Below are 14,633 nucleotides of genomic sequence, written 5' to 3'. Positions count from 1 at the left end.
TGGTTTCCTTATCCCAGTTTGATCGTTGTTTCGTCGAGGAACACAGCTACTGGAACCGGCAGGTTCTCAGGTGCGGGTCCCTTACGGATACGGCCAGATGTGTCGTAGTGCGACCCGTGGCATGGACAGAACCAGCCGTCAAAATCGCCAGCACCATCACCCAAAGGCACACAGCCCAGGTGCGTACAAACGCCCATCATCACCAGCCATTCGCCAGCTTCATCCATGGTGCGATTTTCGTCAGACGCGTCCAAGCCAGGCTTGTTGGCATTACGATCTTCCTGATCCGGCAGATCGTCCAGTTCAACAGCGCGCGCCTCAGCGATCTCTTTCTCGGTACGACGGCGAATAAACACCGGCTTACCCAGGAACATCACTGAAATCTGCGTGCCGACTTCGACGCCACTGATATCGATGATGATCGACGACAAGGCCTGAACGTCAGCCGAGGGGTTCATTTGATTAACCAGAGGCCAGGCGGCGGCCCCTGCGGTCACTGCTCCGGCGCCTGCAGTGGCGTAATAGAGGAAGTCTCTCCGGGTGCCTTCGTTGTCTTCTGCGTGGGACACGAGGTTTTCTCCAATTCCAGCGCCCGTTTCGGGCAAACATGCGCATGCACCACGAAAATTCGTGGTGACTCAGGCGGGTATGTACCGATGAGAATGGCTTTCGTCCAGCGGTCATCCACGTGCAGAACGTCGCATGGACAGTTTTCTGACGGGCGGCGATGACAATACCACACAGATATTGTGCCCGCCGCCCGCATTTCAAGGCCAGAGATTATCCGGCGGGCGGCTTTGTTGCAACCATGCTGGGGCGTGATTCGAATTCCACGTACCAATCGGCCAAGGCTTCGTTTCCGTGGCGCCAGTTGCTATCCGGGTGGCGTAGGTCGACATAGCTCAAAGCACAGGCAACCGCGATCTGGCCGATGTCCAACGGGCCCTTAAGGTGGCTCATCCAGCGGGCATTCAAGGTGGCACAACCCGCCAGCACTTTGCCCAACTGGGCTGCCGCCCAGTCGTCCCATTGCTTGTCAGCGGGCCGCAGGCGGCGTTCATAGGTCGCCGCAACAGCCGCATCCATCATTCCATCGGCAGTGGCTTCAAGCACCTGACTGTCCCAGCCGCCACCATATAGCCGACCATCAGCGCGATCGTTCAAATAGGCGCAGATCACGCGGCTATCATAAAGCGCCGGACCGTCGTCCCGCAGCAAGGTTGGAATTTTGCCCAGTGGATTCGCGGATTTTACCTCGTCGGCGGTGGCCACGGGTGTTGTCGCGACAGTTTGGAGGTCGACATCCTCCACCTGGTTGGTTTCGTGCAGCAGCACCATCACCTTGCGCACAAAGGGGGATGGTTGGGCATAGATCAGCTTCATATCACTCTCCTGTTTGGCTGCACCTTAGGGGGCTGGTCGGCAAAGGGAAGGTGCGCGAGGTAATTCCGGGAACACAAATCAGCTATGCCGCCTCAATCAACGCGGGTAAAAGCACTATTTGTTGTTCAAACGCGCGCGCATGAGGGAGGCCAGCTCACCCTGTTGGGCGCCAAGCCCATGCTCAACATGCTCAGCGACACCCAAGCGTGCGCTTTCGGTCTTGTTTTGGCTCAACTTCCACGTGCCATCGACACCTTCAATCCGCATTCGGGCTGGCACGATAATGCGCATCATTTTGTCGAGAACCTCGGGGGTCATCTTGCCGGTGGACCAAGGGGGTTTGGGCAGCAGCTGGGATTCGTAGAATGCAGATTGCCTGTCCAGCAGATCGCGCAACTCCTCGGGTGGACGCAGTTCCAGCTCGCCGGTCAGATGCACGGCGACATAGTTCCAGGTTGGCACCTGGTCCTCGACCCCATACCAATCGGGTGAAACATAGGCATCCGGCCCGCTGACCACGATGCGCGCTGAACGTGGTGTTTTCAACATCCGTGCGATGGGATTTGAGCGCACGAGGTGAAGCTCGGCCCATTGCCCATCTTCTGACAGCAGGAACGGCACGTGACTGATCAGTGGCGCACCGTCATCTGACACCGCCAACACGCCAAAGGCACGGGAGCGGGCAAAATCCAGATTTTTTTGGGCTTCAGCGTCGTGGAAAATGGGGTTTGGGTGCATCGGCTTCTCCTTTGAGGGCACTGTTGGAAATCAATGCAGGTTTGGCAAGTCTATGCGCAAGAACCGGGTCGATTCACTGCATGCGCACCGGCTAGGCACATCTTGTCTCAACAGGATAATACAATGATCCCAACCCTTGTCTCACTCGCCGCCTTTTTGTTTCCGCTGGCCTACAGCCCTGGCCCCGGCAACATGTTCTTTGCCGCCAATGGCGCGCGGTTTGGACTGCTAGCAACCCTGCGGGCGAATTTTGGTTACCATCTGGCAACATGGTTGGTGACTTTGGCAATTGGCTTGGGGTTTATCACCACGCTGGACCGATTTCCGCAGATATTCATTGCGCTCAAATGGGCTGGTTCGGTTTATGTGTTCTGGCTGGCATGGAAATTAGTCAGGTCAGGCATTTTGCAGGGGGATGAAATCGCTCGCCCCGCCTCATTTGTTGATGGGGCTGTGTTGTTGCTGTTGAATCCCAAAGCCTATGTCATCATTGCGCTGATGTTTTCACAATTCTTGACACCGTCCAGCGCCAACCATCTGGTTCTAACCTTGCTGATCGCAACCGTTTTCACCCTAAATAACTTCATTGCTTTTGTTGTCTGGACCCTGATCGGTGATCAGATTGCCAGCCTATTCAGATCACCCGACAGTGCGCGGCGATTGAATACGCTGTTTGGCGGTATGTTGGCGTTGGTTGCGGTGTGGATGCTGATTTCCTGACGACCACTTGCAAACCGCCCTCTTCGCTGCCAAGTGTGCCTTGTTCTCAGGGCGGGGCGAAATTCCCCACCGGCGGTGAGCAGGTGCAACCTGTAAGCCCGCGAGCGGCCCCATCGTTTGGGGTGTCAGCAGATCTGGTGTGATTCCAGAGCCGACGGTCATAGTCCGGATGGAAGAGAACGTGCGAAAGGGAGCATCATTGGTGCGCCATGTCGTTCGTTATCGCCTTGGGTGACGTGTCTGTACCAAAGGAGATAACCATGACACCCACCCGATATGCTTTTATCAAGGCGCAATGGCACGCTGATATTGTTGATCGCGCACTCGAAGGTTTCTTGCAGCTGATCCCGACCGAACAGGTTGATGTCTATGACGTGCCCGGCGCGTTTGAGATGCCGCTGCTGGCCAAAGATCTGGCCGCAACCGGTCAATACGCTGCCGTGGCCTGTGCCGCCTTTGTTGTTGATGGCGGTATTTACCGGCATGATTTTGTGGCCCAAGCCGTGGTTGACGGGTTGATGCGCGCCGGAATGGACACCGGAGTGCCGGTGCTGTCGGTGTCGCTGACACCGCATCAGTATCAGGAAACCGACCACCACAACGCCATCTACCGTGAGCATTTTGTCGAAAAAGGGCGCGAGGCAGCCAATGCCGCGCTGATGATCGGTAAGACACGCGACGCTGTGGCGAAGGCTGCGTAATAGCTACGGGCAGCGTCTGCCCGAGCAGGCGCTGCCCAACCTACCGGCCGGGCACTTAGCCCAAATAGGCTTTGAGCGCGGGTGGCGGATTGTCCAACAAGGCCGCCGTTTCCATCGGAGGGTGGGCCTTACCATCGGCCACCAGAACCACCTGATCGGCAATGCGACGGGCATCGCTGGGGTCATGGCTGACCATCAACAGGGTTGCACCGCTTTCGGCCACAAGCTCAGCTACCAGATCCAGCATTTCCGCCTTAAGCGCAGGCCCCAGCGCGGCAAAGGGTTCATCCAACAGCAACAGATCGCGCCCCTGAACCAGTACCCGCGCCAGCGCAACCCGGCTTTGCTGCCCACCGGACAATGCGGCGGGCTTGCGATCGCCCATGCTATCCAGTCCAACGCGGGTCAGCGCCGCCTGAACCTGTGTCTGCTGCGCACTATCCAGACGCAGGTTTGGGTGAAGACCCAACCCGATGTTCTGCGCCACGGTTAGATGTGGGAACAGGTTGCCATCCTGAAACAACATCGTAATCGGTCGCTTGCCCGGCTCAATCTGTGTCAGATTATCATCGTTCCAGCGAATCATCCCCTGAGAGAGGGGACGAAACCCGGCCAGCGCCTCGATCAGGGTGGACTTCCCTGCCCCCGATGGCCCGATCACGGCAATCCGGCTGCCCGGCGCGATCTCCAGATCCGCACGCAGGGAAAACCCGCCGTTTTCAATCAGACAGTTTTCAAGCCTCAGCATGCCAGCGGCCTCCGCGATCTAGAATCCAAAACGCCGACATCGACAGCGCCAACAACAGCAATGCCGCCCCGGCGGCGGCCTCCATCCGATATGCCCCCATCAGGCGGTAAACCTGTAACGGCAGCGTGGCAAACTCGGGGTCCGCAAACAGCGCCACAACGCCCAAGTCCCCCATCGACAGCGCCGCCGCCAGCCCCGCGGAAAAGCCGATTTGCGCCCGCATTCGGGGCAACAACACCCGCCAGACAAAGGGCAAACCACGCATATCCAGCGACATCGACAGACGGCCATAGCGGCCCACCACGGATTTCGCCCGCGGCACCAGTATTCGCAGCGCAAAGGGCAGCGCCATCACCGCATTGACCAGCGCCGTCACTGGCAGCGCCAGCGAAAAGGGATCGACGATGGGGTAGATCACGATGAACAACCCGGTGCCGATCACAAGTGGAGAGGCTGCGAGGCCCAGAATACCGGCAACCTCGATCATGGTGCCGCGCCCCAAGGCCACCGCTGTTGCCATCGGCACTGCCAGCATTAGCATCAGCGCGGTGCTGAGCGCAGCCACCAAAATTGAGTTGAGCGCCGCTGCCCAGACCGAGGCCTTAAGCCCAACCAGACCGGGCACGCCGGACAGGGCAATGGCCGCCAGGGGCAACAGCAAGAATGCGGCGGCAAGAATGATCCAGAAGCCATCCGAGAGCTTTGAAAAGGTCGAGTTTCCATCCCAGCGTTGCAGTGGCCGATCCAGCCCGGTGCCAAAGCCCTCGCCAACTGCCACTTTGACCGCCACCAATGCGGCTGCTCCGGTCAACACCAGTTGCAGCCCAGACAACATCGCGGCGCGGCCAAGGTCGAAATCAAACCGAAACGCCTGATAAATCGCCAGTTCTATGGTGGTGGCGCGTGGTCCGCCGCCCAAAGTCAGCGCCACGGCAAAACTGGACAAGCAAATGGCAAAGATCACCGCCAAGGCGCCGGGCACCACACGGCGCAGCATCGGATACTCCAGCAGGTTTCGCATTGCCCGCGCATCGGCGCCCAGTTGCGCCGCGAGCCGGAATCGTTCCGCTGGAATTTCCTGCCAGCCCTGCAAAATCAAACGCGTCGCCAAAGGTAGGTTGAAAAACACATGTGCCAGAACCACGCCGTGCAGCCCATAAATCTGCACCGGCTCAAGCCCAAACAAGGATAAAACATCACTGATCCACCCTGCCCGACCAAAAACCTGCAGCAGCCCAAGAATTGCAACAATAACGGGGAGGATAAACGGCGCGCCCAACAGGGCAATCAATAAGCGCCTCCCGGCAAAACGCCGCCGCGCCAGCGCGCGCGCCACCGGAATGGCCAGCGCCACACTCAGCCCCGCCGACAGGCAGGCCTGTATCAGGGTAAACCGCAACGCGGCCCAATCGGCACTGCCCAGCCCACGGCCAGGTTCAGCCCGCAGGACAACCGCGGCAAGCGTGCCAAAGATCAGCGCCGCCACAACAAGGGCAGCGCCGATCCCAGCTCGAGCGCTTACTGGCTGAGCGCAGTCAGCCATTCGTCCAATGCGGCATCACGTACCGCAGCAGCCTCATCCTCGGCCAGCAGCAGGGACTTACCCGGCTCAACCAGAGTTTCAAAACCTGCTGGCAGGCCGTCGGCAGGTGTTACCGCTGGGTACATCCAGTTGGTGGTTGGAATGATCGACTGGAACGCATCCGACACCATAAAGGCCAGGAACTGGTCAGCCAGTTCGGGCTGGTCGCTGGCGGCCAGTTTCCCGGCAACCTCAACCTGCATGTAGTGACCTTCGTCAAACACGGCTGCTGCTTTCGAAGAATCTTCTTCAGCAATCAGGTGGTAGGCAGGCGAGGTAGTGTAAGACAGCACCATGTCAGCCTCACCTTCCAGGAACATGCCGTAAGCCTCGGACCAGCCTTTGGTCACGGTGACTACGTTGTCGGCCAGATCAGCCCAGATCGCCGGGGCTTCATCGCCATAGGCTGCCTTGACCCACATCAGCAGGCCCAGACCGGGGGTAGACGAGCGTGGATCTTGGATCACGATCTTCTTGTCGCTGGCGGCCAACTCTTTGAAGTTGGCAGGGGCCGCAGCATCGGCGTTGTGCACAAACGAAAAGTAGCCCCAGTCGTAGGGAGCAAAGGTTGCGTCGGTCCAGGTCACGGGCAGCGCATAGTCGGCAGTGACCGAGTGATCCGCAAACAGGCCGGTGGCCTTGGCGGCGGCGGTCAGGTTGGTGTCCAGCCCCAGCACAACATCCGCGTCCGAACGCGCACCTTCCAGCTTGATGCGTGCCAGCAGGGCGGCACCGTCGCCTGCGCCAACCAGTTTCAGGTCACAGCCACAGACCTCTTCAAAAGCCTTTTCCACTGCAGGGCCGGGACCCCAGTCGGAAACAAAGCTGTCATAGGTATATACGGTCAGTTCAGGTGCGTCGGCATAGGCCGCCGTTGTGCTCAACAGTCCCGCTGCAATCACAAGATACTTCATGGCATCCTCCATTGCGGCGACGGGCAAGGGGGATGTGCTCCCAGACCTTCCCTCCGCCGGTGTTAGCCGGTTCAGGTTCAACGGGTCCGCCAATGATGGCATCTCAGCGCAGTGTCCCACGCACCCCGAGGTGTGGCCGATACCTATGCGCCCCCCCGTGCAAACACAAGCAAATCCCAGGCAAGGCCTTACCACTTCGACAAACTGGAGTGATCCGCCCTTCTTCTGGTCATAATTTTTCCGGGGGAGCTGTCGCAGACGGCGGGGCCAGCGGCCCATACAGCCACAATTGCGCAAAACCCCTTGAGAGCCAGCCGCCACACCGCTAAGCACATCCCGCAAAGGAGCCCGCCCATGTCAATGAATAGCTTTGGTCATCTTTTCCGAGTCACCACCTGGGGCGAGAGCCATGGGCCTGCGCTGGGCGCCACTGTAGATGGCTGCCCGCCAAACGTTCCGCTGGACGAGGCGATGCTGCAGCAGTGGCTGGACAAGCGCCGCCCGGGGCAGAACAAGAACATGACCCAGCGCAATGAACCGGATGCCGTAAAAATACTGTCGGGTGTGTTCGAGGGCAAAACCACCGGCACGCCTATCCAGCTGATGATCGAAAACACCGACCAGCGCTCCAAGGACTATGGCGATATCGTCAACACCTTTCGCCCCGGTCACGCCGACATCACTTATTATCAGAAATACGGAAACCGCGACTATCGTGGCGGTGGGCGCAGCTCAGCCCGTGAAACTGCTGCCCGTGTGGCGGCTGGTGGCATTGCCCGTGAGGCGATCAAGATGTTGGCCCCCGATCTGGAAATCAAAGGCTACATGGTTGCGATGGGTGAGCTGGATATTGACCGGTCCAAGTTCGATTGGGACGCCATCGACCAGAACGATTTTTGGATCCCTGATGCGGATGCGGTGCAGCAGTGGGAAGACTATCTGCAAGGCCTGCGCAAAGAGCATGACTCGGTTGGGGCCGTGGTCGAGGTTGTCGCTCGTGGCGTGCCTGCGGGAATCGGAGCGCCGATTTATGCCAAGTTAGACACTGAATTGGCCTCGGCGATGATGTCGATCAACGCCGTCAAGGGTGTTGAAATTGGCGAAGGCATGAACGCCGCGCGGCTCAAAGGCTCGGAAAACGCCGACGAGATTTTCCGCGGCAATGACGGCGCGCCTGTGTATTCGTCGAACCATGCGGGCGGCATTCTGGGCGGTATTTCCACCGGGCAGGACGTGGTGGTGCGGTTTGCGGTGAAACCAACCTCGTCGATCCTGACCCCGCGTGCTTCGATCCGCAAAGATGGCTCTCCGGCTGAGGTGATCACCAAGGGTCGCCATGACCCCTGTGTTGGCATCCGCGCGGTGCCAGTGGGCGAGGCGATGATGGCCTGTGTAATCCTGGATCAATTGCTGCTGCATCGCGGGCAGATTGGTGAAAACCAAGGTCAGATCAGCTGATATTAGGCTCTAATAAGGCAGATTTAGCCTCAATCTTAGAAATCTATCCTTGGCCCGGCACCGTCGGGCCGCGCCTTCTCTCTTAGCGATGATCCCCAGCACATTGGCTGTGGTCACCCAGCGCCGTCAGCACCTTACAACATCCGCCATTGCCTCCGTCACACAGATGGCTGATCCGCTCTAGTTCATTTGCCAACTGTTCCAGCTTGGCAATCCGTTCACGCACATTCAGCAGCTGGCTGCGCGCGATCTGATCTGCTTCGGCGCAGTCATCGCCCAGCTGCCCATCCAGCCCCATCAAAGCCCGGACGTCGTCCAGGCTGAACCCCAGATCACGCGCGTGTTTGATAAAGCCCAGCGCGTCCATCCCGGCCTGATCATAGCGCCGCTGGTTGCCGACATTGCGCCCTGGCTCGGCCAACAGGCCAATTTCCTCGTAATAGCGAATGGTCGGAACCTTGACCCCAGTGGCCTTGGACATTGCGCCGATTGTGTACATCAAAAACCTCTTGAAGCTCTAGTGGCTAGAGCAACTACATTGACCTCGGATCAGAACGAAGGACAAGAGACAATGGCAGGATGCTGCAACCATAACGCCCAGTTTGACGGCGTATCAGCAGACTACAAACGACGGCTTTGGTTGGTGATTGCCATCAACGCTGGGATGTTTGGTGTGGAAATGAGCGCAGGGCAGATGTCCGGCAGTCAGGCGCTTAAGGCAGATGCGTTGGATTTCCTGGGTGACGCGCTGACCTATGGCATTTCGCTGGCGGTGATCGGTGCATCACTGCGTACTCGCTCACTTGCTGCACTGGGCAAGGGTATCAGCCTGTTGCTGATGGGGCTCTGGGTGTTTGGATCGACCGTTTACACCGTGTTCTACATTGGCGTGCCGCAGGCCCATGTGATGGGATCAATCGGTTTTATGGCGCTGGTCGCGAACCTTGCCTCGGTCATGATTTTAGCCCGCTACAAAGACGGCGACGCCAATGTGCGGTCGGTCTGGCTGTGCTCGCGCAACGATGCCATTGGCAACGTTGCGGTGATGATCGCCGCCTTGGGGGTTTGGGGCACCGCCTCGGGTTGGCCCGACCTGATCGTCGCCGGAATAATGGCTGGATTGTTCCTTAGCTCGGCTTTTCAGATCCTGAAGCAAGCGATTCAGGAATGGCGCAGCGAAGGTGCGCAGGTTGAGGCGCACCAACACTAACACTCAAGCAAACAGCCCTGCGTAGGTTTCGCGCAGGGCTTTTTTCTGCACCTTGCCCATGGTGTTGCGTGGCAGGGCCTCCAGCAGGATCACCTGTTTGGGCTGTTTGAACTTGGCAAGCTTCTCTGATAGCGCATTTGAGACTGTATAGGGCTCTAATAAGGGGTTGTCAGGCACGACTATTGCCACAACGCACTCTCCAAAGTCGGGGTGTGGCACGCCGATGACCGCGCTTTCCAGCACACTGGGCAGGTCATCAATCAGGCTTTCCACCTCTTTGGGGTAGACGTTGAAGCCACCGGTGATGATCAGGTCTTTCTCACGGCCTACGATTGAAATGTAACCGTCAGCGTCCATCTGCGCCATATCGCCGGTGATGAACCATCCATCCGGGCACAGCTCCTCGGCCGTTTTTTTCGGCATCTGCCAGTAGCCTTGGAACACGTTTGGGCCACGCACCTCTAGCACGCCTATTTCACCGGTCGCGACCTCACTTCCATCGGCCATAATACGCGCCTCGACCCCCGGCAGCGGGAAGCCAACGGTCCCTGCCCTGCGCTCGCCATCATAGGGGTTCGAGGTGCTCATATTGGTTTCGGTCATTCCATAACGTTCAAGGATCCGGTGGCCGGTGCGGGCCTGCCAATCTTCGTGTGTGTCGACAAGCAAAGGGGCAGATCCCGATATGAACAGGCGCATGTTGGAGGCTCGTTCCACCGTTAGTCGGTCGTCCGCCAGTAGGCGGGTGTAAAAGGTCGGCACACCCATTAACGCGGTGGCGCGTGGCATCGCCGTTAGAATCGCATCGGCATCGAACCCGGGCAGCAGTATCACCTGGCTCCCGGCCAACAAGGCCACGTTGGTGGCGACAAACAGCCCGTGGGTGTGAAAGATTGGCAGGGCGTGGATCAGCACATCATCCTGCGTGAAACGCCAGTAGTCCCGCAGGGTGGTTGAGTTGGAGGCCAGATTGTCGTGGCTGAGCATCGCGCCCTTGGAACGGCCCGTGGTGCCCGAGGTATAGAGGATCGCGGCCAGATCATGGTCTTGGCGAGCAACCGGGGTGAAACCTTGCTGCTGGTCGGCCAAATCACGCAGGCTGCCCTGCCCGTTTGCATCGAGTGTCAGCACCTGAGCCTCGCCCACGATGCCTGTGATGTCATCCAAACGATTCTGGTCACAAACAACCACGCGGGGCGTTGCGTCACTCAAAAAATAGCTAACTTCGGTAGAGGTATAGGCCGTATTCAGAGGCAAGAAGACCCCGCCTGCCATTACTGTGCCAAGATAGAGCTCGATCGCCTGAAGGGTCTTGGCCACCTGTACCGCCACGCGGTCACCGGGTTGCACGCCCTTTGACACCAAGGCTGCCGCCATCCGCTCGGCCCCGGCAAACAGGGCGCCAAAACTGACGGTGCTACTGTCGGGGAGTTGGGCAAAGGTGTCATCCTCGCGCCCAACAGACGATGCTCGCAACTGGCGGATCAAGGGGTTGGCATCGTACATCAAAGGCTCCGTGTTGAATGGCGATATCAGCGGTAATCTGCGCTGCTCCACTTGATGAAATCAACCCATTGATCTTTGTCGATTAGAAGAGCAGGTTCGCGCCATGGCAAAGAACTTAACATCGCATCGACCGGTGCTCGCGGTTGGTTTGAAAGTCACCGCGATTGGTTTCTTCACCGTGATGTCCGCCATTATCAAATACACTGCGGACTATGTTCCGGCAGGTGAGGCGGTGTTTTTTCGTTCGCTGTTTGCGATTCCGGTGATTGTGATTTGGTTGCTGGTGCGCGGCGAGCTGCGCCACGGGTTGATTGCCAAGCGGCCAATTGGGCATTTCTGGCGCGGCGTGCTGGGGACATCAGCCATGGGGCTGACGTTTACCGGCTTGGGCCTGTTGCCGCTGCCCGAGGTCACTGCGATTGGCTACGCCACGCCGATCTTCACGCTAATCTTTGCAGCCTTGTTGCTGGGGGAGCGGATTCGATTGATCCGCATTAGTGCTGTTGGAGTCGGCTTGGCCGGGGTTTTGATTATGCTGTGGCCGCGGTTGGGCGGAAGTGATCTGGATAGCGCCGCTACGCTGGGGGCCATTATGATCCTGATCGCAACCATGGCGCGGGGGATGGTGCAGATCCATATTCGCCAGCTGGTACAGACGGAACACACGGCGGCCATCGTGTTCTATTTCTCGATCACGGCCACGTTGCTGTCGCTGCTGACGCTGCCCTTTGGTTGGACCATGCCGCCGGTTGAGGTTGTGCTGATTCTGATCGGGGCTGGCCTGCTGGGCGGAGTAGCGCAGATATTGGTGACCTCATCTTATCGCTTTGCCCCGACGTCGATGCTGGCGCCATATGATTATGCCTCGATGTTGTTTGCCATTGTCATCGGCTATGTCTGGTTTGCCGAGCTGCCAACACTGGTGATGCTGGCAGGGGCAGCCTTGGTGATCACCGGCAACGGCGTTGTGATCTGGCGTGAAAGCCGGTTGGGTGTGGTACGTGGCAAAGCCCGCCCCATGATTGACCCAAAGGGCGGGTAATAGACCCTAATAAGGGTTTTGTTCTCTAAATTGCGCGGGTCAGGCCCCCATCGATCCGAATGTTTTGCCCGGTAGTATAGGCTGCGTCATCTGATGCGAGATAGGCAATCAGAGCCGAAACCTCTTGTGCGGTGCCATAGCGCCCCATCGGGATGCGCGCTTTGCGGTCCTCGGTTTCGGGCAGGCTGTCGATGAAACCGGGCAGCACGTTGTTCATCCGCACACCCTGGGCTGCGAATTTGTCGGCAAACAGTTTGGTAAAGCTGGCCAGCCCAGCGCGGAACACGCCCGACGTCGGGAACAGCGGATCCGGTTCAAACACCGCAAAGGTCGAGATGTTGATGATCGATCCTTTTCCCTGCGCCGCCATGATCGGGGCCACCAACCGGCTGGGGCGAATCACGTTGAGCAGGTAATAGTCCATGCCCAGATGCCAGTCGTCATCACTGATTTCCATGATGTCGCCCTTGGGTCCGTGACCAGCCGAGTTGATCAGCACATCGATACGCCCCCAGCGGTCCATGGCCTTGTCTACCAGTGTCTGCAGATCTGCGGTTTCGAGGTTTGATCCGGTAACACCAACACCGCCTAGCTCCTTCGCCAACGCCTCTCCTTTGCCCGAGGCCGAGAGAATCGCTACCTCATAGCCGTTTGCTGCCAAATGCCGGGCCGCATCCGCGCCCATGCCGCTGCCGCCAGCAGTGATTAGTGCTACTTTGGTCATGTCTTGCTCCTATCTGTTGGTGATAAGATGGAGCTGCACAACGCCCTTGACCAATCATCTCTCATCGCGCAAGCCTGTAGAAAATCTATTGGCTGGTGAGTAATGCGTCTTCCTAATCTCAATTCCCTGCGGATGTTTGATGCGGCTGCCCGGCATCTGAATTTCCGGCTGGCGGCAGAAGAGTTGCACCTGACCCAAGGCGCGGTGGCGCAGCAGGTGCGACGGCTGGAGATGGATTTAGGGCACAAGCTGTTCCAACGGCACGCCCGAGGATTGTCGCTGACCGATACCGGGCGCAGCTATCATCAGCCTGTACGAGAAGCACTGGCGCTGATTGAGGACGCCACGAACACGCTTTCTCCGGCTGAGCAGAAAGTCACATTATCGGTGCCGCCGTCTTTCGCTTCGAAATGGCTAGTTCCGCGGTTGCCCGAGTTTGAGGCAGCCCATCCGGGTATCGAATTGCGGGTTCTGGCCGAAGAGGCCTTGAGTGATTTCAAGCGGGACGGCATTGATTTGGTGATCCGCCTTGGGCCACGTCCAGCGGATCCCGACCTTCGGTCAGAACAATTGTCATTGTTGGATTTGGTGGCTGTTACGCATCCTGATGTGGCTCTAACACTGGGAGAATCTCCCGATGTGGCAGACCTTGTCGGCTATACTCTTATCCAGGATGGGCATCATTATTGGGATCAAATGCTGCGTAACGCCGGATTGACGACGCAAAAACGCATCTTGCAATTCAATCAGACAGCCCTGGCGATGGACGCCGCCATGAATGGTCAGGGCGTTGCGTTGGTGCCGCGGATATTCTTGAGCAACCAAGCTTTGCAACAGGTCTGGCAAGCGCCAGAAACGGAAGATGTCGGGTTCTATATTGTTTGGCCAAACAAGAAGACGATGAGCCAGGCTCAGCAAACCGTTGTGGATTGGCTGCTGTCGCAAAGTGACAATGCTAAATAGAAACGGGCACCAAAGTGGCGCCCGTCTGAACAATGATAATGTTCGGTATTAGGCCCGAACCAGCGCCTCATAAGCTTCGGCGATTTCGCGGGTCATATCGCCAACCTCAAACGTGTAGTCACCGATCTGCCCTACCGGAGTAACCTCGGCAGCGGTACCGGTCAGCCAGCACTGTTCAAAGCCTTCCATCTCTTCGGGCATGATGTGGCGCTCGTGCACGGTGATGCCGCGATCCTTGAGCATGCCAATAACGGTTTGACGAGTGATTCCGTTCAGGAAACAATCCGGCAGCGGTGTATGCACTTCGCCGTCTTTGACAAAGAAGATGTTGGCGCCGGTCGCCTCGGCAACATAACCGCGGTAATCCATGAACAGCGCGTCTGAACAGCCCTTGGCCTCGGCCTTATGCTTGGAGATGGTGCAGATCATGTAAAGCCCCGCCGCCTTGGCGTGTACCGGGATAGTCGCAGGGCTGGGCCGTTGATATTCGGCGATGTCGAGCTTGGCACCCTGCATTTTGGCGTCGCCGTAATAGGCACCCCACCCCCACACAGCCACTGCCATACGGACCGGGTTCTTGGCCGAAGCCACGCCCATGTCCTCGCCCGAACCACGCCAGACCAAGGCACGCACATAAGCGTCTTGCAGACCACTGGCCTTTAGCGCTTCTTCCTTGGCGGCTTCGATATCATCGACGGTGTAGGACATCGGCATGTCCAGTGCTTCGGCCGACGCGATCAGGCGCTCGGAATGCTCGCGACTTTTGAAGATCTTACCGTTATAGGCGCGCTCGCCCTCAAACACCGAGGAGGCATAATGCATGGCATGGGAAAGCACGTGCACCTTTGCATCACGCCAGTTGACCATTTCGCCATCCATCCAGATCACACCATCGCGATCATCATATCCCGACATGCTATTTCCTCCTAAGTACCGTCATATTT

The 14,633-nt window shown here is 58.2% G+C and carries 16 protein-coding genes and 2 riboswitches; of the genes, 6 read left to right on the top strand and 10 right to left on the bottom strand.

Translation table 11 applies throughout. From position 1 onward, the window contains the following. Nucleotides 1–8: 8 nt before the first annotated feature. From petA to AC2T28_RS04765, 3 genes are all read right to left on the bottom strand, one after another. On the bottom strand, nucleotides 9–569 hold the full coding sequence (gene petA, locus AC2T28_RS04775) for a ubiquinol-cytochrome c reductase iron-sulfur subunit (protein WP_486747797.1): 561 nt from the start codon (nucleotides 567–569) through the stop codon (nucleotides 9–11). A 211-nt stretch (nucleotides 570–780) separates the two neighbouring features. Further along, a complete protein-coding gene (locus AC2T28_RS04770) occupies nucleotides 781–1,383 on the bottom strand; it encodes a glutathione S-transferase (RefSeq protein ID WP_486747796.1) in 603 nt (200 codons plus the stop codon). A gap of 114 nt (nucleotides 1,384–1,497) precedes the next feature. Further along, on the bottom strand, nucleotides 1,498–2,121 hold the full coding sequence (locus AC2T28_RS04765; protein ID WP_486747795.1) for an FMN-binding negative transcriptional regulator: 624 nt from the start codon (nucleotides 2,119–2,121) through the stop codon (nucleotides 1,498–1,500). A 123-nt stretch (nucleotides 2,122–2,244) separates the two neighbouring features. On the opposite strand from AC2T28_RS04765, the gene AC2T28_RS04760 reads away from it, so the two are divergent. Together AC2T28_RS04760 and AC2T28_RS04755 are read left to right on the top strand one after the other, a co-directional pair. Next, nucleotides 2,245–2,841: a LysE family translocator gene (locus AC2T28_RS04760; protein WP_486747794.1), complete on the top strand. Its 597-nt coding sequence runs from the start codon at nucleotides 2,245–2,247 to the stop codon at nucleotides 2,839–2,841. Between the two features lie 38 nt (nucleotides 2,842–2,879). Further along, nucleotides 2,880–3,026: riboswitch (FMN riboswitch) on the top strand. Between the two features lie 75 nt (nucleotides 3,027–3,101). Further along, nucleotides 3,102–3,542: a 6,7-dimethyl-8-ribityllumazine synthase gene (locus AC2T28_RS04755; protein WP_486747793.1), complete on the top strand. Its 441-nt coding sequence runs from the start codon at nucleotides 3,102–3,104 to the stop codon at nucleotides 3,540–3,542. A 55-nt stretch (nucleotides 3,543–3,597) separates the two neighbouring features. Here the strand turns inward: AC2T28_RS04755 and AC2T28_RS04750 are convergent, their stop codons facing one another. Genes AC2T28_RS04750 through thiB form a run of 3 tightly spaced genes read right to left on the bottom strand, consistent with a single transcriptional unit; the run spans nucleotide 3,598 to nucleotide 6,786 of the window. After that, nucleotides 3,598–4,290: a thiamine ABC transporter ATP-binding protein gene (locus tag AC2T28_RS04750; RefSeq protein ID WP_486747792.1), complete on the bottom strand. Its 693-nt coding sequence runs from the start codon at nucleotides 4,288–4,290 to the stop codon at nucleotides 3,598–3,600. After that, on the bottom strand, nucleotides 4,277–5,833 hold the full coding sequence (locus tag AC2T28_RS04745; RefSeq protein ID WP_486747791.1) for a thiamine/thiamine pyrophosphate ABC transporter permease ThiP: 1,557 nt from the start codon (nucleotides 5,831–5,833) through the stop codon (nucleotides 4,277–4,279). Before AC2T28_RS04745 ends, AC2T28_RS04750 begins: the two co-directional genes overlap by 14 nt. Next, entirely contained in the window at nucleotides 5,809–6,786 is a 978-nt protein-coding gene (gene thiB / locus AC2T28_RS04740) for a thiamine ABC transporter substrate binding subunit (RefSeq protein WP_486747790.1), read from the bottom strand. Before thiB ends, AC2T28_RS04745 begins: the two co-directional genes overlap by 25 nt. A 31-nt stretch (nucleotides 6,787–6,817) precedes the next feature. Beyond that, nucleotides 6,818–6,924: riboswitch (TPP riboswitch) on the bottom strand. 216 nt (nucleotides 6,925–7,140) lie between these two features. Between thiB and aroC the strand changes: the two genes are divergently transcribed. After that, nucleotides 7,141–8,244 carry a chorismate synthase gene (gene aroC, locus AC2T28_RS04735; protein WP_486747789.1) on the top strand — a complete coding sequence of 368 codons (1,104 nt, stop codon included), beginning with the start codon at nucleotides 7,141–7,143 and terminating at the stop codon, nucleotides 8,242–8,244. An 82-nt stretch (nucleotides 8,245–8,326) separates the two neighbouring features. Here aroC and AC2T28_RS04730 read toward each other — a convergent pair whose 3' ends face one another. Further along, nucleotides 8,327–8,743, bottom strand: coding sequence for a MerR family transcriptional regulator (locus AC2T28_RS04730; RefSeq protein WP_486747788.1), 417 nt, complete (start codon nucleotides 8,741–8,743; stop codon nucleotides 8,327–8,329). A gap of 72 nt (nucleotides 8,744–8,815) precedes the next feature. Here AC2T28_RS04730 and AC2T28_RS04725 point away from each other — a divergent pair, with 72 nt between their 5' ends. Then, nucleotides 8,816–9,454 (top strand): cation efflux transmembrane domain-containing protein, encoded by a 639-nt coding sequence (locus tag AC2T28_RS04725; protein WP_486748022.1) that lies wholly within the window; start codon nucleotides 8,816–8,818, stop codon nucleotides 9,452–9,454. 3 nt (nucleotides 9,455–9,457) lie between these two features. Here the strand turns inward: AC2T28_RS04725 and AC2T28_RS04720 are convergent, their stop codons facing one another. After that, nucleotides 9,458–10,960, bottom strand: coding sequence for a malonate--CoA ligase (locus AC2T28_RS04720; protein WP_486747787.1), 1,503 nt, complete (start codon nucleotides 10,958–10,960; stop codon nucleotides 9,458–9,460). Between the two features lie 103 nt (nucleotides 10,961–11,063). On the opposite strand from AC2T28_RS04720, the gene AC2T28_RS04715 reads away from it, so the two are divergent. Then, nucleotides 11,064–12,002: a DMT family transporter gene (locus AC2T28_RS04715; protein WP_486747786.1), complete on the top strand. Its 939-nt coding sequence runs from the start codon at nucleotides 11,064–11,066 to the stop codon at nucleotides 12,000–12,002. Between the two features lie 25 nt (nucleotides 12,003–12,027). Here the strand turns inward: AC2T28_RS04715 and AC2T28_RS04710 are convergent, their stop codons facing one another. Further along, nucleotides 12,028–12,726 (bottom strand): SDR family oxidoreductase, encoded by a 699-nt coding sequence (locus tag AC2T28_RS04710; protein WP_486747785.1) that lies wholly within the window; start codon nucleotides 12,724–12,726, stop codon nucleotides 12,028–12,030. A 102-nt stretch (nucleotides 12,727–12,828) separates the two neighbouring features. On the opposite strand from AC2T28_RS04710, the gene AC2T28_RS04705 reads away from it, so the two are divergent. Further along, a complete protein-coding gene (locus AC2T28_RS04705; RefSeq protein WP_486747784.1) occupies nucleotides 12,829–13,689 on the top strand; it encodes a LysR substrate-binding domain-containing protein in 861 nt (286 codons plus the stop codon). A 48-nt stretch (nucleotides 13,690–13,737) separates the two neighbouring features. Here the strand turns inward: AC2T28_RS04705 and AC2T28_RS04700 are convergent, their stop codons facing one another. Further along, on the bottom strand, nucleotides 13,738–14,604 hold the full coding sequence (locus AC2T28_RS04700) for a branched-chain amino acid aminotransferase (protein WP_486747783.1): 867 nt from the start codon (nucleotides 14,602–14,604) through the stop codon (nucleotides 13,738–13,740). Nucleotides 14,605–14,633 lie beyond the last annotated feature (29 nt).

Source organism: Parasedimentitalea nitratireducens, assembly GCF_057444295.1.
The sequence above is the reverse complement of the archived record's forward strand: the minus strand, read 5'-3'. Positions and strand labels throughout refer to the sequence as shown.